The 18,983-nt window shown below is 69.7% G+C and carries 19 protein-coding genes and 1 tRNA gene; 9 read left to right on the top strand and 11 right to left on the bottom strand.

Annotated features, from left to right (window positions below; all coding sequences use genetic code 11):
- Nucleotides 1-80: 80 nt before the first annotated feature.
- From LRK53_RS17355 to LRK53_RS17370, 4 genes are all read right to left on the bottom strand, one after another.
- Nucleotides 81-156 (bottom strand) — tRNA-Thr (locus LRK53_RS17355).
- Nucleotides 157-195: 39 nt separating this feature from the next.
- Nucleotides 196-885 carry an SPOR domain-containing protein gene (locus tag LRK53_RS17360; protein ID WP_027491566.1) on the bottom strand — a complete coding sequence of 230 codons (690 nt, stop codon included), beginning with the start codon at nt 883-885 and terminating at the stop codon, nt 196-198.
- Between the two features lie 46 nt (nt 886-931).
- Complete coding sequence (locus tag LRK53_RS17365) at nt 932-1,675, bottom strand: type III pantothenate kinase (RefSeq protein WP_027491567.1); 744 nt, start codon at nt 1,673-1,675, stop codon at nt 932-934.
- Complete coding sequence (locus LRK53_RS17370; RefSeq protein WP_027491568.1) at nt 1,672-2,661, bottom strand: biotin--[acetyl-CoA-carboxylase] ligase; 990 nt, start codon at nt 2,659-2,661, stop codon at nt 1,672-1,674. The genes LRK53_RS17365 and LRK53_RS17370 overlap by 4 nt, the downstream gene beginning before the upstream one ends.
- Before the next feature lie 189 nt (nt 2,662-2,850).
- On the opposite strand from LRK53_RS17370, the gene LRK53_RS17375 reads away from it, so the two are divergent.
- Both LRK53_RS17375 and LRK53_RS17380 read left to right on the top strand, forming a co-directional pair.
- Nucleotides 2,851-3,174 (top strand): hypothetical protein, encoded by a 324-nt coding sequence (locus tag LRK53_RS17375; RefSeq protein ID WP_027491569.1) that lies wholly within the window; start codon nt 2,851-2,853, stop codon nt 3,172-3,174.
- 11 nt (nt 3,175-3,185) lie between these two features.
- The gene (locus LRK53_RS17380; RefSeq protein ID WP_037088901.1) at nt 3,186-3,980 is read left to right on the top strand and encodes a M90 family metallopeptidase; all 795 of its coding nucleotides are present in this window, start codon (nt 3,186-3,188) and stop codon (nt 3,978-3,980) included.
- Between the two features lie 41 nt (nt 3,981-4,021).
- Here LRK53_RS17380 and LRK53_RS17385 read toward each other — a convergent pair whose 3' ends face one another.
- From LRK53_RS17385 to dusA, 4 genes are all read right to left on the bottom strand, one after another.
- Entirely contained in the window at nt 4,022-5,443 is a 1,422-nt protein-coding gene (locus LRK53_RS17385; RefSeq protein WP_027491570.1) for an ATP-binding protein, read from the bottom strand.
- Nucleotides 5,409-6,101 carry a response regulator transcription factor gene (locus LRK53_RS17390; protein ID WP_027491571.1) on the bottom strand — a complete coding sequence of 231 codons (693 nt, stop codon included), beginning with the start codon at nt 6,099-6,101 and terminating at the stop codon, nt 5,409-5,411. The genes LRK53_RS17385 and LRK53_RS17390 overlap by 35 nt, the downstream gene beginning before the upstream one ends.
- Nucleotides 6,101-6,424: a PepSY domain-containing protein gene (locus LRK53_RS17395; RefSeq protein ID WP_027491572.1), complete on the bottom strand. Its 324-nt coding sequence runs from the start codon at nt 6,422-6,424 to the stop codon at nt 6,101-6,103. Before LRK53_RS17395 ends, LRK53_RS17390 begins: the two co-directional genes overlap by 1 nt.
- Nucleotides 6,425-6,507: 83 nt before the next feature.
- Complete coding sequence (gene dusA, locus LRK53_RS17400; RefSeq protein WP_027491573.1) at nt 6,508-7,494, bottom strand: tRNA dihydrouridine(20/20a) synthase DusA; 987 nt, start codon at nt 7,492-7,494, stop codon at nt 6,508-6,510.
- Nucleotides 7,495-7,876: 382 nt separating this feature from the next.
- On the opposite strand from dusA, the gene LRK53_RS17405 reads away from it, so the two are divergent.
- The 4 genes from LRK53_RS17405 (at nt 7,877) to LRK53_RS17420 (ending at nt 12,436) form a co-directional block, all read left to right on the top strand.
- Nucleotides 7,877-8,653 (top strand): ferredoxin--NADP reductase, encoded by a 777-nt coding sequence (locus LRK53_RS17405; RefSeq protein ID WP_235642409.1) that lies wholly within the window; start codon nt 7,877-7,879, stop codon nt 8,651-8,653.
- Nucleotides 8,654-8,769: 116 nt separating this feature from the next.
- Nucleotides 8,770-9,249 carry a DUF456 domain-containing protein gene (locus LRK53_RS17410; protein WP_027491575.1) on the top strand — a complete coding sequence of 160 codons (480 nt, stop codon included), beginning with the start codon at nt 8,770-8,772 and terminating at the stop codon, nt 9,247-9,249.
- A gap of 68 nt (nt 9,250-9,317) precedes the next feature.
- Complete coding sequence (locus LRK53_RS17415; RefSeq protein WP_027491576.1) at nt 9,318-11,090, top strand: DUF885 domain-containing protein; 1,773 nt, start codon at nt 9,318-9,320, stop codon at nt 11,088-11,090.
- A gap of 215 nt (nt 11,091-11,305) precedes the next feature.
- Nucleotides 11,306-12,436, top strand: coding sequence for an IS5 family transposase (locus LRK53_RS17420; RefSeq protein ID WP_235642382.1), 1,131 nt, complete (start codon nt 11,306-11,308; stop codon nt 12,434-12,436).
- Between the two features lie 25 nt (nt 12,437-12,461).
- Here LRK53_RS17420 and LRK53_RS17425 read toward each other — a convergent pair whose 3' ends face one another.
- The 3 genes from LRK53_RS17425 to LRK53_RS17435 all read right to left on the bottom strand — a co-directional run bounded on the left by LRK53_RS17425 (nt 12,462) and on the right by LRK53_RS17435 (nt 15,754).
- A complete protein-coding gene (locus LRK53_RS17425; RefSeq protein ID WP_027493377.1) occupies nt 12,462-12,794 on the bottom strand; it encodes a hypothetical protein in 333 nt (110 codons plus the stop codon).
- Complete coding sequence (gene trhA / locus LRK53_RS17430; RefSeq protein WP_027493376.1) at nt 12,791-13,453, bottom strand: PAQR family membrane homeostasis protein TrhA; 663 nt, start codon at nt 13,451-13,453, stop codon at nt 12,791-12,793. Before trhA ends, LRK53_RS17425 begins: the two co-directional genes overlap by 4 nt.
- Nucleotides 13,454-13,612: 159 nt before the next feature.
- Nucleotides 13,613-15,754 (bottom strand): TonB-dependent receptor, encoded by a 2,142-nt coding sequence (locus LRK53_RS17435; protein WP_027493375.1) that lies wholly within the window; start codon nt 15,752-15,754, stop codon nt 13,613-13,615.
- A gap of 422 nt (nt 15,755-16,176) precedes the next feature.
- Between LRK53_RS17435 and LRK53_RS19275 the strand changes: the two genes are divergently transcribed.
- From LRK53_RS19275 to LRK53_RS17450, 3 genes are all read left to right on the top strand, one after another.
- On the top strand, nt 16,177-16,830 hold the full coding sequence (locus tag LRK53_RS19275; RefSeq protein WP_027493374.1) for an energy transducer TonB: 654 nt from the start codon (nt 16,177-16,179) through the stop codon (nt 16,828-16,830).
- Between the two features lie 139 nt (nt 16,831-16,969).
- Nucleotides 16,970-17,545, top strand: a complete 576-nt coding sequence (locus LRK53_RS17445; RefSeq protein ID WP_027493373.1) for a cysteine dioxygenase — start codon at nt 16,970-16,972, stop codon at nt 17,543-17,545.
- Between the two features lie 31 nt (nt 17,546-17,576).
- Nucleotides 17,577-18,941, top strand: a complete 1,365-nt coding sequence (locus tag LRK53_RS17450; RefSeq protein WP_027493372.1) for an FAD/NAD(P)-binding protein — start codon at nt 17,577-17,579, stop codon at nt 18,939-18,941.
- The last annotated feature ends 42 nt before the right edge of the window (nt 18,942-18,983 follow it).

An 18,983-nucleotide genomic window follows, 5' to 3' on the forward strand; every position in this document is an offset into this window, starting at 1 on the left:
TGGAGCACGCGGCGATGCGGTTGCCACAAGGCTGTCGGCACGGCAAAGTCCACTCGAGTGGAGTGCGGATGCTTGCGAAGTGGTGCCGGCACCCGGATTCGAACTGGGGACCTACTGATTACAAATCAGTTGCTCTACCAACTGAGCTATGCCGGCGAGGCCGGGGGATTCTAGCAGGCCGCATCGCGGGGCGGTTCAGAAGCAGCCGGTGCCGCGCGCATCGATGCCCGCGGTACGCACGCGGCTGCGCCAGTCGAAGTTGCCGCCGTCGGCGACCACCAGGTCCAGCCAGTACTCGGGTACGCTCTCGCTGCGCTCGCTCATGCGCGCAGGGAAGCCGGCCGCGGTGACCTCGTCGCGGCGTTTGCGCGCATTGGCCGGGTCCTTGAACAGACCCAGCGAGATGGTGTTGGGCTGGTCGCCGGCGCTGACCACGAAGTAGTCGTCGATGTTGCGCGCCGCCAGCTGGCGCGCCACCGCCAGCGCCTGCGCGCGGCTGCCGGCGGCCGGCAGGTAGACCCACCAGCCGCTGGTCTGGCTGGCCTGTTCCTGGCGCGAGCGCATGCGCACGGTCTGCGCGGACAGCGCCTGGCGCGCGCTGCGCAGATCCTGCGGAGTGGCGAACGGGCCGAGCGCAAGGCAGCTGTAGCTGAGATGGCGCGGCGGGGTCGCCGCGGCCGGGACGGCTGCCGTTGCCGCCGCCGGGATCGCCGCCGTCGCCGCCGCCGCCGGACCGGGAACCGGCAATTCCGACAGCAGGCGCAGTTCCGTCACGCCGGGATCGCTGGGCATGCCGCCGCGGGCATACGGTTGCCCCAGCAACAGCCAGGCGCCCACCGCGATATTCAGCGCGGTCAACAACACGAACAGCAGGCGCAGGAACATCGAACCTCCATCAAACGGCAGCGGCCATCATTCTAGACGGACGACGTCATGGCGCATCGGCCCACACGGCAAGGCCGCGCAGCACGCCGTCCGGACCCAGCCGCGCCGGCAGCGACAGCAGCGGCAGCAGCGAAGCGGCGTCGCCGCCGCCGAGGATCAGTTGCGGCGTGGTACCCAGCCGCGCCGCCGCACGCGTGGTGAAGCGCTCGACCAGCGCTGCCGCCGCGTGCCAGCAGCCCGAGGCCACCGCATCGGCGGTGTTGTCGGCCAGATCCACGATCGCGCCCGGCCGCTCCGGTCGCACCTGCGCCGTGGCGCCCCGCAGCGACTGCTGCATCAGCAGCGGACCCGGCGCGATCAGGCCGCCCAGGTGCTGGCCATCGGCCGCCAGGGCGTCCAGCGTGAGTGCGGTACCGACGCCGGCCAGCACGCACGGCGCGTGGCCGTCGGCATGCGCCGCCACCATCGCGAGGAACCGATCCACGCCGAGCCGCTGCGGCTCGGCGTAGGCGTTGCGCACGCCGCAGGCTCGCGCCGGGGTGCGCAGCCAGGTCGGCGCGCAGCCGAACACCCGTTGTGTCGTCGCGGCCACCTGGCTTTCGCGCGCGGCATCGACCACCGATGCCGCAAGCACCCGCGTCGGCCGCGGCAGACCGGCCCAGGCTGATGCCAGCGCGGCCATCGGGTCAGCTTCCTGCCAATCCACCGCGCCGCGCGCCAGCCAGCCCTCCGGCGGCGCCTGCAGCGCCCACTTCAGCCGCGTGTTGCCGAGGTCGAGCAGCAGCCTCATGCGCGGCGTACCGTGACGTCTGCGCTGTCGATCCGGCGCACGCTGCCGTCGGCCATGCGCACCTGCAGCGCGCCGCGCCCGTCTACGCCGGCGCCCACGCCGTCGAACGCGCCCAGCGCCCCGCTCAGCCGCAGCGGCTGACTGCGCAGCAGATCGTGGCGCGCGTAGTCGGCGCTGAACGCGGCGAAGCCGTCGCGCTCGAACTGCCGCAAGCCCTCGACCAGGGCGGCGATCAACGCCGCCGCCGCACGGTTGCGATCCGGCGGCGTGCCGCCGGCGAGAGTCGCCAGGTCGCAAGCCGGCTGGCCCGCCTGTTCACGCAACGCCGGGGTCAGCCGCAGGTTGAGGCCGATGCCGATGACCGCCGCACAGGGGCCCTGGTATTCGCCGCTCAGCTCGACCAGGATGCCGCCCAGTTTGCCGCCGCCGTGGCGCTCGCCTGCGGCCAGCAGGTCGTTCGGCCATTTCAGCCCGGCCCCGGCGATGCCCAGGGTCTCCAGCGCGCGCAGCACGATCACGCCGACCGCCAGCGACAACCCTGTCAGCGCGGCAAATCCGGACTCGAAACGCTTGAGGCAGGACAGGTACAGGTTCAGCCCGGGCGGCGACAGCCAGCCGCGCCCACGCCGGCCGCGGCCAGCCTGCTGGGTCTCGGCCAGCACGATGCTGAAGTCCTTCGCCGCGTGGCCGCGACGCTGCAGTTCGCTGGAGGTGGAATCGAGCTCCCAATGCACCTCCAGCGCACCGAGCGAGCGCGCCAGCGGTGCCGGCAGGGCGGCGCGGATCTGGCCCGCATCCAGCATCTGCAGCGGCCACGGCAGCCGGTAGCCGGCCGTGCCCCGTGCCTCGACCGGCACGCCGCGGGCGCGCAGAGCCTCGACCTGCTTCCAGATCGCCGCGCGGGTCACCCCGGCCCGTGCGGCAAGGCCGGCGCCGGACAACGACTCGCCTTCGGCCAGCAGGGCCAGCAATTGCGCCGGCTGCATCAGTCGGCCCCGCCAGCAGCAGCGGGCGAGGGACAATGTGGGGGATGGCGGGGCAGCTCGGACATCGGCGGATTCTAGCCCGCCCGACCGGCCCTGCGGCAGCCGCGGGCGGCTCGGCAGCACTGGTACGGCCTCGGTGTTTCTGCGACGATCGGAGTCTTCGCTTGAAGGTCAGGGAGTTCGATCGCCATGCGTGCCACCCATTGGCTTATCGGTTGCGCCTTGTGCGTTGCGGGGCTGGGCGGTGCCACGGCCAGCAGCCTGGACGCCACCCAGGACCTGGACAGCTCCTCACACGCCACGCTCGACAACGCCAGCTCGCATGACGCCAGCTGCAGCGGCGGCGATGTGCTGGGGCTCAACCGCGATTGCCCGCCGGCCGGCAACAACGACAGTACCGGCAGCAGCTCCGGCAACGGCAACACCCGTTCCGGCGGCGGCTCCTCCACGCCAACGCCGGCCCGCCGGCCGCACCTGGGCTGGCAATCGCTGCTGCCAGGCTCGATCCAGTAACGCTCGGCGTCATGCCGGGTCCATGGTGGCAATCGCTGCAGGCGCGTTTTGAACCGGCGCCGATCGCCGATCCACTGTGGCGGCGCGCACTGGCCGGCTGCCCGCTGGCACACCGGCTCGACCCCGAACGGCAGCAGCAGCTGCGCCAGCTGTCCACCCTGTTCCTGGCGCGCAAGCACTTCCATGCCCTGGCCGGCGCCGTGCTGGACGACTACTGGCGCCTGCTGATCGCCATGCAGGCCTGCCTGCCGGCGTTGCGGCAAGGCGGCGCCAGCCTGCGCGGCTGGCGCGAGGTGCTGATCTACCCCGGCGAGTTCAAGGTGCGCCGCAGCCACCACGACGACCGCACCGGAGTGGTCACCGAGGGCGACGAGATCCGCATCGGCGAGGCGTGGGAACGCGGCCCGCTGGTGCTGTCGCTGGCCGACGTGCAGCTGGACCTGGAGCAGCCGTGGGACGGCTACAACGTGGTCGTGCACGAGATGGCGCACAAGCTGGACATGCTCGACGGGCCGCCCGATGGCGTGCCGCCGCTGGTGGACATCCCGCGGCGGCGCTGGATCGGGCAGTTTCAGCAGGCCTACGACCGCCTGGTCGCCACGCCGGCGGAGCACTGCAACAGCCCGATCGACCACTACGCCACCGAAAGCGCCGCCGAGTATTTCGCCGTGGTCAGCGAGATGCACTACTCGCAACCGGCGCTGCTGCGCGAGGCCGAACCGGCGGTGGCCGAATTGCTGGAAATGTTCTATGGCCGCTCGCCGGCCGAGGGCCGCGCGCCGGCGGGCTACTGCCGCGCGCGTTGAGCGCCGCGACGGAGCATCCGCAACCGCTCCGCTCTGTCGCCTCAGCTCGCCGCCAGCTTCACGCTGAAGCGCGCGCCGCCGAGTTCCGGCGAACGGTCGACCACCAGCTCGCCCTGGTAGGCATGCACGATGTCCTGCACGATCGACAGGCCGATGCCGTGGCCCTGCACCCGCTCGTCGCCGCGCACGCCGCGCTGCAGCACCTTCTCGATCTGGTCCTCGGCGATGCCCGGGCCGTCGTCCTCCACGCCCAGCCACAGGCCGGGCCGCTGGCGCCCGGGCCGCGGCTGCATCTTCACCACCAGCAGCACGCGATGGCCGGCCCACTTGAACGCGTTCTCCAGCAGGTTGCCCATCAGCTCCAGCAGGTCGCCCTGCTCGCCGTAGAACACCGCGCCGTCCTCGATGTCGAATTCGCAGAGAACATTTTTGGCCGCGTAAACCTTCTCCAGGCCCTGCACCAGATCCTCGGCATGGCCGGCGATCGGCACCGCACTGGCGAAGGTCTGCCGGCCGGAGGTGGCCGCGCGCGACAGCTGGTAGGCGACCAGCTCGTTCATCCGCCGCACCTGGTCGAGCACGCTGGCGCGGCGCGCCGCCTCGTCGCCCGCCGTCGGCGATTCCAGCTGCGAGCGGATCACCGCCAGCGGCGTCTTCAGGCTGTGCGCGAGGTCGGCCAGGGTGTGCCGGTAGCGCGTGCGCTGCTCACGTTCGTTGGTGATGAAGGCGTTGATGCGCTCGGTCAGGCCGGTCAGCTCCAGCGGATACTGGCTGTCCAGCTGCTCGCTGTCACCGCGCTCGACCCGGCTCATGTCGCTGGCCACCTTGCGCAGCGGAGTGAGGCTCCAGCGCAGCAGCAGCAGCTGCAGCGCGATCAGCATCACGCCGAGGATCGACAGCCAGATCACCAGGGTATGGCGGAACACCGCGTTCTCGCCCTCGAGCTGGTCCTCGGTCTGCGCCACCATCACGGTGAGCCGCACCGATTTTTTTTCCACGGTGTCCAGCGCCACGCCGTAGCTGTAGTAGTAGAGCCGGCCCATGCGGGTCTCGACCGGTCCCACGAACTGGCTCTGGCCCGGCTCCAGCAGTTTCAGGAAGGTGAAGTCGCGGCCGATCGCCGAGGACGATTCCCAGTGGAAGCCATGGTCGCCCAGCGCCACCGCGTACAGGCCCGAGCCCGGCCGCGAGAAGTTGGGGTTCGGCAAGGTCTCCGGCGGCAGCAGCCGGCCGTACCGGTTCACGTCGGTGCCGGTGATGTACGCGATCGCAAAATTCTCCAGCCGGTCGTGCAGCGTGCGCAGCGCGCGCGCCTTGTTGGTCTGGGTCAGGGTCAGCCCGACCAGACCGAGGAACCCGGCCAGCACGAACGTGGTGGCGATCGCCGCGCGTGCCGCCAGCGACAGCGGGCGGCGCGGCGATCCACGCTCATTCGTCGTCGCCGTCGGTGCGCGGGATGGCAAAGCGGTATCCGCGTCCACGTACCGTCTCGATGGGTTTGAGGGTGCCGTCCGGATCGAGCTTGCGCCGCAGGCGGCCGATGAACACTTCCAGCACGTTGGAGTCGCGGTCGAAATCCTGCTGGTAGATGTGCTCGGTGAGGTCGGCCTTGGAGACCAGCTCGCCGGCGTGCAGCATCAGGTACTCCAGCACCTTGTACTCGTAGCTGGTCAGGTCGACCGGCCTGCCCTGCACCGTCACCGTCTGCGCGGTGGTGTCCAGCTTGATCATGCCGCAGGCCAGGATCGGCTTCGACCAGCCGCTGGCGCGGCGCACCAGCGCGTTGATGCGTGCCAGCAGTTCCTCGACGTGGAACGGCTTGACCAGGTAGTCGTCGGCGCCGTATTTCAGCCCCTCGACCTTGTCCTGCCAGCTGCCGCGCGCGGTGAGGATCAGGATCGGGTAGCGCTGGCCGTGTTCACGCAGCGCCTTGACCAGCTCCATGCCGGACATCTTGGGCAGGCCCAGGTCAATGATCGCCAGGTCGAACGGCACCTCGCGACCGAGGTAGATGCCCTCCTCGCCATCCTGCGCCGCGTCGACGGCGAAGCCGTCGCGTTTCAGGCGCGCCGCAAGCGTCTCGCGCAACGGCGCCTCGTCCTCCACCAACAGGATGCGCATCAGCGTTTCTCCTTGCGGCCCGCGCTCTTGGCGGGCGGGTTCTTGGTTGACTGGGCGGATGACGGATTCTTGCCCGATTCGGAGGAGACCACCATCACCCTGACGTGGCCGTCGGCGGTGAGCACCTTGATGCGGTACTCCTGCCGGCGCCCGACCCCCCGCTGCTCGGCCGACAATATCTTGCCGCCGGTCTCCTGCTGCACCTGGAGCACCGCCTGGTCCAGCGTCACCGTCGACTCGGCCGACTGCGCCACGGCCAGCCCGGCAGCGCCGGCAAGCAGCGATATCAGCAGAGCAGGGATGAAGTTTTTGTGCGTCGTCATGGGTAAAGTCACCGCCCCGGCAACTGCCGGTGCGGCCAGCCTAGACAATCAGGCCTGAATACTGACCGGACGGGCGGTGGCTGTCACGCCGCCGCCGCGCACGGCGCCATCGCCTGCTCCAGCAGCGCCCAGCCGGCGCCAGGCAGGTGCGCGCCCTCGCTGAGCGTGCGACGGAACGTGCGCGCGCCCGGCTCGCCCTGGTACAGGCCAAGCAGGTGCCGGCTGATGTGCTTCAGCGCGGTGCCGCGCGCCAGCTCGGCCTCCACGTACGGCCGCAGGCGCTGCAGCACGCTCTCGCGATCAGGCAGCGGCTCGCCGTGCAGCGCATGCTCGAGCTGGGCCAGCAGGTACGGGTCGTGGTACGCCGCGCGGCCCAGCATCACCCCGTCCAGCCGCATCAGGTGCGCACGCACCTGCGCCACCGTGGTGATGCCGCCGTTGATCACCACCACCAGCTGCGGAAACTCGCGTTTGAGCCGGTACACCCGCTCGTAGTCCAGCGGCGGCACCTCGCGGTTCTCCTTCGGGCTGAGGCCCTTCAGCCACGCTTTGCGTGCGTGCACCACCAGCACCCCGACGCCGGCTTCCAGCATCAGCTCGGTGAATTGCTGCAGATCGGCATAGGCGTCCTGGTCGTCCACGCCGATGCGGCACTTCACCGTCACCGGCACGCTGACCGCATCGCGCATCGCCTTCACGCAGTCGGCCACCAGCACCGGCTCGCGCATCAGGCAGGCGCCGAAGCGGCCCGACTGCACGCGGTCCGACGGGCAGCCCACGTTGAGGTTGATCTCGTCGTAGCCGGCCTCGGCGCCGAAGCGCGCCGCCTGCGCCAGCTCGCGCGGCTCGCTGCCGCCCAGCTGCAGCGCCAGCGGGTGTTCCTGCTGGCTGTGCTCGAGCAGGCGCAGCTGTTTCCCGCGCACCAGCGCCGCACTGGTCACCATCTCAGTGTACAGCCGCGCGCGCGGCGACAGCAGCCGGTGGAAGTAGCGGCAGTGGCGGTCGGTCCAGTCCATCATGGGGGCCACCGAAAGCTGCCAGGGCGAGGCACGGCGGTGGTTTTCGGTCATGTCGGAACATCTCGAGGAGGCTTGCGGGATGAATGCTACGTCACCCCGGCGTTTGCTCCTATTCCCGCGCGCTCCGCCGTACCTACCTGTCCGCCTTCGCGGTCTTTCTCACCGCAGTATTCGCCTGCGGCAACTGCACAGCGATTCGAACCAGGGGCGGCGACGCGGCACGATGTCGCGGATCGCCTCGCCATCGCGGCCGGGCAGGCGCGTTCCTGGTCGCTCGCGTATCCTAGGCAGTTGTCGCCGCGTCCATCCCGGCGCTCGCAAGGCACCGCGGCCACGGCCGCCCTCCCCGCGAGTCCCCGCCACCGGCCTGCCGGGTGGTCTGGCGTACGACTTCCCCGGCATCCGACAGCGCAACAAGGCGAGACGACCAACCATGGTGGCAATGGCAACCGAGCACGTGATCGACGTGCGGCACTGGAACGACAGCCTGTTCTCCTTCCGCACCACGCGCGACCCCGGCTTCCGTTTCGACAGCGGCCAGTTCGTGATGATCGGGCTGGAGACGGAAGGCCGTCCGCTGATGCGGGCCTACTCCATCGCCAGCGCCAGCTGGGAGGAGCACCTGGAGTTCTTCTCGATCAAGGTGCCGAACGGCCCGCTGACCTCGCGCCTGCAGCACCTGCAACCCGGCGACCCACTGATCGTCACGCGCAAACCCACCGGCACGCTGGTGCTGACCGACCTCAAGCCCGGCAAGTACCTGTACCTGCTCGGCACCGGCACCGGGCTGGCGCCGTTCATGAGCATCATCCGCGACCCGGACACCTACCAGCGCTTCGACCGCATCGTGCTGGCCCACGGCGTGCGCCGGGTCGAGGACCTCGCCTACGCCGACTACCTGGAAAATCAGCTGCCGCAGCACGACTACCTGGGCGAACTGGTGCGCGAGAAGCTGATCTACTACCCCACCGTGACGCGTGAGCCGTTCCGCCATCAGGGCCGCATCACCGATGCGACCGTTGACGGCACGATGGGTGCGGCGACCGGCCTGCCGCCGCTGAACCCGGCCACCGACCGCGTGATGCTGTGCGGCAGCCCGGCCATGCTGGAGGATCTCGGCGCCCTGCTCGACGGCCGCGGCTTCCACGCCTCGTCGCGCACACGCGAGCCGGGCGACTACGTGATCGAGCGGGCGTTCGTGGAGAAGTAGGGCGCGGTACGCTTCAACGGCCCATCCACAGCCCCGCTGCGCTCCGCCTGGGTGCGGCGCTTGTCCACGCGGGCAAACACCCGCACATCGGGCGCGACCAACCGGGAAAACTGCCGATGGAAATCGCGCTCTACCTGCTCGCTGCACTGCTCATCCTCGGCGGCCTCGCCGGCACCGTGCTGCCGATGCTGCCGGGCATCCCGATGATCTTCGGCGGCATCTGGCTGGTCGCCGCGCTCGATGGTTACCAACACCTGGGCCTGGCCTGGCTGCTGGTGATCGGCGTGCTCGGTGCGCTCGGCGTGCTGGTCGACTTCGTCGCCGGCACGCTGGGCGCCAAGCGGGTCGGCGCCAGTCCGCGCGCGTTGTGGGGCGCCACGCTCGGCACCGTGGTCGGCATGTTCCTCGGCATCCCGGGGCTGATCCTGGGGCCGTTCGTGGGCGCGCTGCTGGGCGAGCTCAGCGCCGGCGCCAGCGTGCTGCGCTCTACCCACGTCGGCGCCGGCACCTGGCTCGGGCTGCTCGCCGGCACCCTGGTCAAGCTGGTGATCTCGTTCCTGATGGTCGGCCTGTTCGGCCTGGCCATGCTGTTCTAGACCTCCGGCACGGGCGCGCCGCGGCCGCCACCGGTTACGCTGCGCCGGTCATCCACGGAGGAAAACCCATGCGCAAGATCCCGGCCTTCGCCCTGGCCGCTACGCTGACCTTCGCCGGAGCGCTGCACGCGCAGGCTGCCCCCGCCGCATGGATCGAGCGCAGCAACGCCGACGCCAAGGTATTGCTGGATACCATCGCCCGCTTCAACCCGGAGTTTGCCAGCCAGGTCGGCCTGCCCGGCTATGACAGCAAGGTGGCGGACCTGAAGCCCGGCATCGACGAGCGCTCGCGCGCCGCGCTGGTGCAAGCCAGGGACAGGCTCGGCAAGCTGCTCGCCACGGAGCAGGACCCGAACGTGCGCGGGGACCTCAAGATCATGATCGAGACCACCGCGCAGCGGATCGAGGGCATCGACCTCGACCGCAAATACCTGCTGCCCTACCAGGACGTCGGCGCGCTGGTCTTCAACGGCGAGTTCGTCCTGCTCAAGGACGACGTCGACGTCGCGCGCCGTCCCGCCGCGCTCGCGCGCCTGCAGTGCTACGTCGGCAAGGCGCCCGGCTGCACGCCGGTCACCGAGCAGGCCAAGGCGCTGACCACGGCCCGGCTGGGCAACAAGGCGCTGCTCGGCCCCTACCAGGGTGAGGTCGAGCAGAAGCTCGCCAACACGCCGCGCTACGTCGAAGGCATCCGCCAGCTGTTCGCCAAGTACAAGCTCGACACGCCCGAGGGCAAGGCCGCGCTCGACGCGCTCGATGCCCAGCTGAAGCAGTACGACGCCTGGGTGCGCCATACCGTGCTGCCGCACGCGCGCACCGACTTCCGCCTGCCCGAGCCGCTGTACGCCTACCGCCTGCGGCAGGTCGGCATCGACATCCCGCCCGAGCAGCTGATGAAGCAGGCCGAGCTCGAGTTCATGGAGCTGCGCGGCATGATGCAGGTGATGGCGCCGGCGGTGGCCAAGGCCGAGGGCATCCACGCCACCGACTATCGTGACGTGTTCAAGGCGCTGAAGCAGCAGCAGCTTGCCCGCGACCAGGTCGAACCGTGGTACCACGAGGTGCTCGGCCACATCGAGGACATCATCCGCCGCGAACACATCGTCACCCTGCCGCAGCGCCAGATGCAGATGCGCGTGGCTTCGGAGGCCGAATCCGCGGCACAGCCGGCGCCGCACATGGACCCGCCGCCGTTCCTCAACAATCACGGCGAGCGCGGCACCTTCGTGCTGACCATGGGCAACCCGGCGGCGAACGGCGACAAGAGCCAGGCCTACGACGACTTCACCTTCAAGGCCGCCGCGTGGACGCTGACCGCGCACGAAGGCCGGCCCGGCCACGAGCTGCAGTTCGCCGCAATGGTCGAGCGCGGCGTATCGCTGGCGCGCAGCCTGTTCGCCTTCAACAGCGTCAACGTGGAAGGCTGGGCGCTGTACGCGGAGTCCGAGATGCTGCCGTATGAGCCGCCGGCCGGCCAGTTCGCCGCACTGCAGGCAAGATTGCAGCGTGCCGCCCGCGCGTATCTGGATCCGATGCTCAACCTGGGCCTGATCACGCCCGAGCGCGCGCAGCAGGTGCTGGTGCGCGAGGTCGGCCTGTCCGAGCCGATGGCACGGCAGGAGATCAACCGCTACACGTTCCGCGCGCCCGGCCAGGCCACCGCGTACTTCTACGGCTACCTACGCCTGCAGCAGCTGCGCCTGCAGACCGAGCTGGCGCTGGGTCCGAAGTTCGACCGCCTGGCCTTCAACGACTTCGTGATCGGCCAGGGCCTGCTGCCGCCGGAGCAGCTGGCCGAAGCGGTGCGCACCCAGTTCGTGCCGGCGCAGCGCAAGCACTGAGAGGTTGTGACTATTCAACCTCTCAGACCGGCCACGAGGGCCGGGCATGAAACAGTCACACATGACTGTTTCATGTGAGCGAGTCCGGGCGTGTACCGGACTCGCGATCGAAGAAAACCACAGGATGTGGTTTTCTTCACAAGCTCTGAGAGGGTGTCGACAAAACAAAAATAGGCTGCGAACATGCCGTAAACAGGCACTTTGGGCGGGTTTGAATGAGCAAGACCGAGGCGACGCCGGTGAAACGAGGGCGCAAGCCGAGCCTGAACGCAGGGCATGTCACCGCCTTGCGTACCATCGTGAAGGCATCGCCGCACGCGACCTTGGACGAGGTGACCGGCGCGTTGCGTGAGCAAACGAAGGTCAAGGTCTGTTCGGCCACGGTGCGCAAGGCGCTGCGGCAGGCCGGTATCCACAAGGCGAAGCCTGCCATCGCCAAGCCGGAACCCACGCCGGCGGATGGTGCACCCCAACGCTATGGCTATACGGCAAGGCATCGGCGCAAGGAAGGTGCCAGCGGCATGAACACCGACCTGACCGACGCGGAATGGGCGTGGGTGGCTGACTTGTTCGAGCGCGATGGCGGGCAGGGGCGGCCCGTAAGCTATGCGCGCAAACGCGTCGTCGACGCCTGTTGTTATGTGGTGCGCACGGGGTGCGCCTGGCGCTTGCTGCCCAAGAGCTTCCCGCCGTGGGCCAGTGTCCACAAGACGTTCAGCCGCTGGGCGAAGGCCGGTTTGTTCGAAGCCATGCATGATCGTCTGCGCGCCCAGTGGCGGGAACGCGAAGGCCGCAAGCCCGAGCCCACGGCCGGCGTGATCGACGCACAAAGCAACCGCAGCAGCGCGCAAGGCGGCATGACTGGACGCGACGCCGGCAAGAAGGTCAAGGGTCGCAAACGCCACCTGTTGGTGGACACGCTCGGGTGGTTGTTGGCGGTGAGCGTGACCGCCGCCAGTGTGCAGGATCGCGATGCCGCGCCCGCCGTTGTGGATCAAGCCGTTGCCAAGGTTCCTGGACTGCTCAAGCTCTATGCCGACGGCGCCTACGCCGGCAAGTGCAAGGAAGGCATCGAGGCCGCGCACCCGAGCTTGAAGGTCGAGATCGTTCGCCACCCGCAAAACCGCAACACGGGATCGTGGCAGGGTGCACAGCTTCCGCTACTGCCCGACCCCGTGGCCAAAGGCTTCGTCGTCCTTGCCAAACGCTGGGTGGTTGAGCGCACCCATGCCTGGAACGAGCGCGCCCGGCGACTGATGGTGCACCATGATCGCTCCGCATGGGCACCGGTGGCTTGGGTCTGGTTAGTCGAAGCGCGTATCCTCGCCACTAGACTCGCAAGCTGATTGTTTTGTCGACACCCTCTGAGCATCAGCGCCGCGCGCTCTTTGCCAGCCAGCCGGCAAGCTGCACGGTGTCGCGGCTGAGCGCGGCGGGCAGCACGATGTAGTGCCGGCTCGGCGCCGCGCCGGGTTTCGCGATCAGCCGCGCGGTGCCTGCAAGCCGCAGCAGCACCGGCTGGTCGGCGGGCGCCAGTTTCAGGGCCAGCCCGCCTGGCGTCAGCCACGCGCACGGCTGCTCGTCGAGGTAGGCCATGAGCGCGCCGAACATCGGCTGGAAGCGCAACTCGTGCGGACGGCCCAGGTGGGTGGCCGCATCTTCCAGTTCGCGGCGCAGCGCCGCGAGGCCCGGCGGCACGCTCATGCCGGGTCGGGAATCACATACAGCAACACAGCGAGGAAGTGCAGCACGCTGCCGGCCAGCACGAATACGTGCCACAGCGCGTGGTGGTACGGCAGCCGCCGCCACAGGTAGAACGGCACGCCCAGCGTATAAGCCAGCCCGCCGGCCAGCAGCAGCACGATGCCGCCGGTCTGCAGATGCTCGCTGAGCGGCTTGAACGCGACCATGCCGATCCAGCCCATGCCCACGTACAGCAGCACCGCCAGCCTGTGGTAACGCCCGAGCAGGCCCAGCTCCAGCGCACTGCCGGCCAGTGCCAGCGCCCACACCGCCACGAACAGGCTCCAGCCCCACGCCCCCGGCAGAGCCACCAGGGTGAACGGGGTGTAGGTGCCGGCGATCAGCACGTAGATCGCGATGTGGTCGAGCGCACGCAGCGTCGGCTTTGCGGCCGCCACGGGGATCGAGTGATAGAGCGTGGAGGCGGTGTACAGCAGCACCAGCGAGGTGCCGAACACCGCGCAGGCCACCACCGTCAGCGCATTGCCGTGCAGCGCGGCGAACGCCACCAGCGTCGCCAGCCCGGCAATGCTGAGCACGATGCCGAGACCATGCACGATGCTGCTGGCCAGCTCGTCGCCGAAGCTGTAACGGGGAATCGCCGCGACGGAGGTGGACATGGCATGGCTCCCGGATCCGGTTCGCGCCTACCTTAGCGGGCGCACCGGCGCTTGCCTACCGGCGACAATCCCACGCGGGAATACCGATTCCCCATGCCCCTCCCGCCAAAGGCCATGGCATTCGGCGAGGCGGACCTGCACTGCCCGCCTCGCCATGGTTCAGAGCCTGACGTTCACCCCCAGGTAGAACGCGCGCGGCGAACCCGGGGTGATGTTGTTGTCGTTGTGCGCGCTGACGAAATACCGCTTGTCGAAAAGATTCTCGACATTGAGCTGCAACCGCAGCTGCGGACTCAGCGTCAGGAACACCGCCGCGTCGTAGCGGGTATAGCCCTTCAGCGTCACCTTATTGCTGGTGGAGGCGAACACCGACCCTTGATGGATCGCGCCGATGCCCGCACCCCACATCGGAGTGAAGTCGTAGCGGTTCCACAGCGAGGCACTGTGCTTGGGCAACTGCGCCAGCCGGGTGCCGGCGGGGAGACTCGGCGACAACGGCCTGGTGATCTCGCCCTCCTGCCAGGCATAGCCGCCCATGACGCTCCACGCCGAAGTCAGCCTGCCGCTGAAACCGAGCTCGACGCCCTTGATGCGCTGGCCGTCCACCAGCAGCGACTGCGGCACACCCGGGTTGGTCGCCGGGTCCCAGGCCGGGTTGGTCACCGCCACGTTGCTGCGGTCGAGCCGGTAGACCGCCGCGGTCAGCGCCAGCGCGGGGCTCACATCCCACTTCGCGCCGAGTTCGCGGTTGGTGAACCGCTCCGGCTCCAGTGTGCGGTTGCCCAGCGTAAGCGAGGTGAGCTGCTCGCCCGCGCGTGGCTGGTGGGCGATGCTGTAGCTGGCGTACAGCGACAGCGGTTCAACCGGCTTGTAGACCAGGCCCGCGCGCGGCGACACCAGGTTGTCGGTGCTGGAGAAATCCTGGCCACTGCGATGGTCGTGGAAATCGACCGTGAAGCGGTCGTAGCGCAGACCGAGGACCGCCTGCCATTGCGGCGAGAACTCGATCTGGTCCTGGAGATACAGCGCGGCGACCTTGGCGATGCCGTGATTGCTGGGGTCGGTCGCGCTCTGCCGGAAATCGACCGGCAGCGTGTAGCGCGGGTCCGACACCGGCACCCTGGCCGAAGTCCCGGCGAAGGCGGGTCCGCCAAAATAGCCGGTGCGACGGAAATTGTCGGTGCTCTGGCGGCCCAGCTCGAGTCCGCCGAGCAGGGTGTGGTGGACTGCGCCGGTCACCAGTTCATACGTAAGGTCGGTCTGGTTGAACAGATTCCGGCGCCGGGTGGCATTGCTGTAGGCCGAGATCGACACCTGCGTGCCGGCGGCGTTGACCGCACCGGGAAATACATTCTGGTAGAACTTGTCGTAGTCGGCGTAGCGGGTGCGGTTGCGCAGGCTCACGCCGTTGCCGAAATCGTGGTCGACCAGGGCATTGAACGCGTCCACCGTGACCCAGGTCGGGCTCTGCCGCGGATCGCCGAAGAAGGTCGAGGCGGCGGTGGGCAGCGGCAACCCCCGGTATGACGGCACGCCGCGGTCGGTGACCCGCTCGTCGCGGAAGTGCTCGTAGCCCAGCGTCACCTGGGTGCGCTCGCCGGCGCGCAACGCGAGCGTCGGATTGATGCCGTAGCGCTTCAGCGTGACGCCGTCGCGGTAACTCCCGGAATCCTCGTACAGCCCGGTCACACGGAACGCGGCACTGTCCCCGACCGGCTCGCCGAAGTCGGCGGTAAGGCGCCGGCGCTGCTGCTCGCCCAGTTGCAGCGACAGCTCGCGGTGCTGCTGGCCATCGGCCGCCTTGCTGACCCGGTTGAGCACGCCGCCGGAACCGCCGCGCCCGAAGATCATCGCGTTCGGCCCCTTCAGCGCCTCCACCCGTTCGATGTTGTACAGGTCGCGGAAGTACTGCACGTCGTCGCGCATGCCGTCGATGAACAGATCGGCGGTGGAGCCGTTGCCGCGCAATATCGGCGCATCGCGGTGGCCCTCGCCCTGCCCCATGCCGACGCCGGGCATGTAGCGCACGGCGTCGGCCATGCTCGTCATCGCCAGGTCGCGGATCAGGTCGCCGGTCACCACCGTGATCGACTGCGGGATATCGCGCAGCAGGGAACGCGTCCGGGTCGCCGTGTCGGTACCGGCCGCCGCGTAGCCGTCGACACTCGCCGCGCGGACATTGACCGGCTTGAGATTGGTGGCCTGTTCCGGACCCGACGCGGATCCGGCGACGACGGGCGGGGCGAACGCGAGAAGCAGCGCCGCAGCGAGCGCCGCAGTGAGAGGGTTTGGATTGGACATGGAGCTGCCTTGGGTGGATGGGCGGGCACATCGGCCCGGTTGGGCATAGGACGATATTGATATTTATTCTCGTTTGCAAGATCTTACGATTGCTCCGCTTGCGCCTTCCACGCCATGCGGGAAGCTGCGCAACGATTGGCTTCAAGGCACCGCACCGCACGCCCGGCCGCCGCGAATCCACGCCCGCCCCGGTCCGTGATCGCAGCCGGAACCCGTTCGCGGTGGGCCGCACCCAGCCGTCCGCACGGCCGCCTGCCGCGCCGGCCGGCGCACCGAACCGCCCTTCGACGAATAGCCTTCTGGACGGCCACTTGCGCGGAAATTCGCGCCGGGCATAGCCTGCAGGCGCGTCCCCACGATCCCCCTGCGCCCCCGCGCAGCGTGCACGGATGCATCCAGCCCATCGCTGTCAGGAGGTCGCCATGTCGTCCGCAAGCCTGGCCGTTGCTCATCGTCCCCACCCCGACCGCATCGCCGCCATCAGCGCGGCGATCGCACTCAACCTGGCCGTGATCGTGATCGCCTCGCGGCCGAGCGCCCCGGCGTTTTTCCACGCGATCGAACAGATCAACCCGATACCCACGCTCCGTCTGGACGAACCGAAGCCGCCCCCGCCTCTGCCGCCGGTCACGATGAAACCGCTACCGCACCCGCCCGCCGCGCCCGTCGCGCACCCGCGGCCGCTGCCGAGCAGTCCGCCAGCCGCTGCGCCCGCCGCCGCAGGCAACGTCGCCGCGCCGCCAGCGGCCCCGAGCCTGCTGCCGAAGGCGGCCACGCCCGGCCCGGCCGCGGCGGCGCCAGTCGAGGCCAGCCTGGCCTATCGCTCGGCGCCGCTGCATTTCCCCACCCGCGCCCTGCAGCAGCGCATGCACGGCACGGTGCTGCTGCGCGTGCTGGTGGATGAAACCGGCAAGCCGGTGCAGGTGTCGGTGGAGCGTGGCAGCGGCTACCTGCTGCTCGACCGCAGCGCCGCCGAACAGGTGCTGGCCGGCTGGCAATTCCAGCCGGCGATGGTGGACGGGCAGCCGGTGCGCGCATGGGCGCGGGTGCCGGTGACGTTCGACCTGCGCGACTAGCACTTTCGCTGCTGGCGCCCGGCCGGCGAACGCGCCAGCCGGGCGCCCCGCGCCGGTGCCGCCGAAACACTATTGGCTTACGCACCTTTAACGATATGCATGCTCCACTGGCACTTGTTCACCCTGCCAGGTTCAACGCATGGGCAAGTACCAGCATCTCCTGAAAATTCTGCGCGCGATCGCGCTCGAGCACACCGGCGTCGAACACCCCGATCTCGCCACCATGGCGCGCGAACTGGGTCGCGTGGTGCACCAGGATGCCTCGGCGCTGGCCACCCGGCTGGCCGACCTGCGGCGGCGCCGGCACGGTTTCGAACGCTGGCAGCTGGCCGAGCGCAACAAGCCGCCGGTCAGCGTGCTGGTGCTGGCCTGGCCGCCGAACCACGCCACGCCGGTGCACGACCACAGCGGCCGGTGGGGTCTGGAAATGTCCCTGGTGGGCGCGCTCGAGGTGCAGACGTACGACCGCGCCGATTCCGGCGAACTGAGCCTGTATGGCCGCCATTGGCTCGGCCCGGGCGACGGTTTCTGGTTCGAGAGCGACTGCGCGCAGGCCTACCGCTGCCGCAACCTGTCGCGGCACGACACCGCGCTTTCGCTGCACGTCTACGGCGGCGAGCTGGCCGGGCACGTCATCGGCACGCAGGCCGAACCCGCCGGCCGCTGGATGGCGCCGCCACGACGCAACGCCATCGCCGGCCGCCTGTCCGGCTGACCCGCCCGCCACCGCACGCACGGGGGAGTCCATGTTTCGACGGGTCGCCATCATCGGCGGCGGCGCCGCGGCCGCCACGCTGCTCAGCGAGCTGCTGGAGCGTGCGGCGGCGCAGCCGTTGCAGCTGGACTGGTTCACCGGCGGAGGCGCGCCGGCGCGCGGGGTGGCCTACGGCACCATGTCGGAGCGCCATCTGCTGAACGTGCGCGCGGCTTCGATGAGCATGTTCGCCGGCAGGCCGCGCGGCTTCCTGGATTTCGTGCAGCGCGACGACCCCGCCGTCGCCGGCACCGACTTCCTGCCGCGCCGCCGCTATGGCGACTACCTCGAGGCAGAGGTGGCGCGCGCGCTGCGGCATGGCAAGACGCGCGGGCACCACGTCAACATCATCCCGTTCGCGGTCGATGCGCTGGTGCCCGAGCGTGATGGCGTCACCGTGATCCACGGCGAAGAAAGCCATCGGGCCGACGCCGCCGTGCTGGCGCTGGGCGCGCTGCCGCCGCAGCCGCTGGCCGGCGTCGGCGCCGCCGCGCTCGCCAGCGGTCGCTACGTGGTCGACCCGTGGCCGCTGCTGGCCGGTGCCGCCGAGCTGCAACCGCCGCCGCGCAAGGTCGTGCTGATCGGGCTGGGGCTGACCGCGGTCGACGTGCTGCTGGAGCTGTCCATGCAGTGGCCGCAGGCCGAATTCGTCGCGATCTCCCGTCACGGCAGCTTGCCGGCGGCGCACCTGCCCGCAGCCGCCGCCCCCAGCGGCGACGGCGCCGAGCTGGTCGAGGCGATGCGCGACGCGCCGGAGATCCACCGCTGGATGCGCCTGCTGCGCGAGGCGATCGCGCAGGAAGGCGAGTGGCGCACCGTCGTCGACAGCCTGCGCCCGCACCTGCCGGCACTGTGGGCCGAGCTGTCGCCGGAGCAGCGCGCGCGCTTCATGCGCCACGCGCGCTGGGCATGGGAGCGCGTGCGCCACCGCATGCCGCCGCAGGTACGCGAGGCGATCGCTGCGCTCGAACGCGACGCCCGACTGCAACGCCAGTGCGGACGCGTGCACGCGGTGGAGCTCGCCGGCGATGCGCTGCAACTGACCGTGGGCCACGCCGGCGCGACCCACACGCTGGACGCCGAGCTGGTGATCCAGACCGTGGGCCTGGAAACCGATCTGCGCCGCTGCAACCACCGGCTGCTCAGCCAGCTGCTCACCAACGCGCATATCGCGCCCGACCCGCTCGGCCTCGGCGTGCAGGCCGACAGCGACGGCCACCTGCGGCACGGCGAGCGCTGCTGGCCGAACCTATTCGCCATCGGCAGCCTGCTGCGCGGCACCTTGTGGGAATCCACCGCGATGCCGGAAATCCGCCAGCAGGCGCGCCACCTGGCCGACCAGCTGCTGGGCGGCTGAGCGCCTGTTCATGATCTCCACATGCCCGGCGTTGCCATCGAG

The organism is Rhodanobacter thiooxydans (genome assembly GCF_021545845.1).
GTDB lineage: Bacteria > Pseudomonadota > Gammaproteobacteria > Xanthomonadales > Rhodanobacteraceae > Rhodanobacter.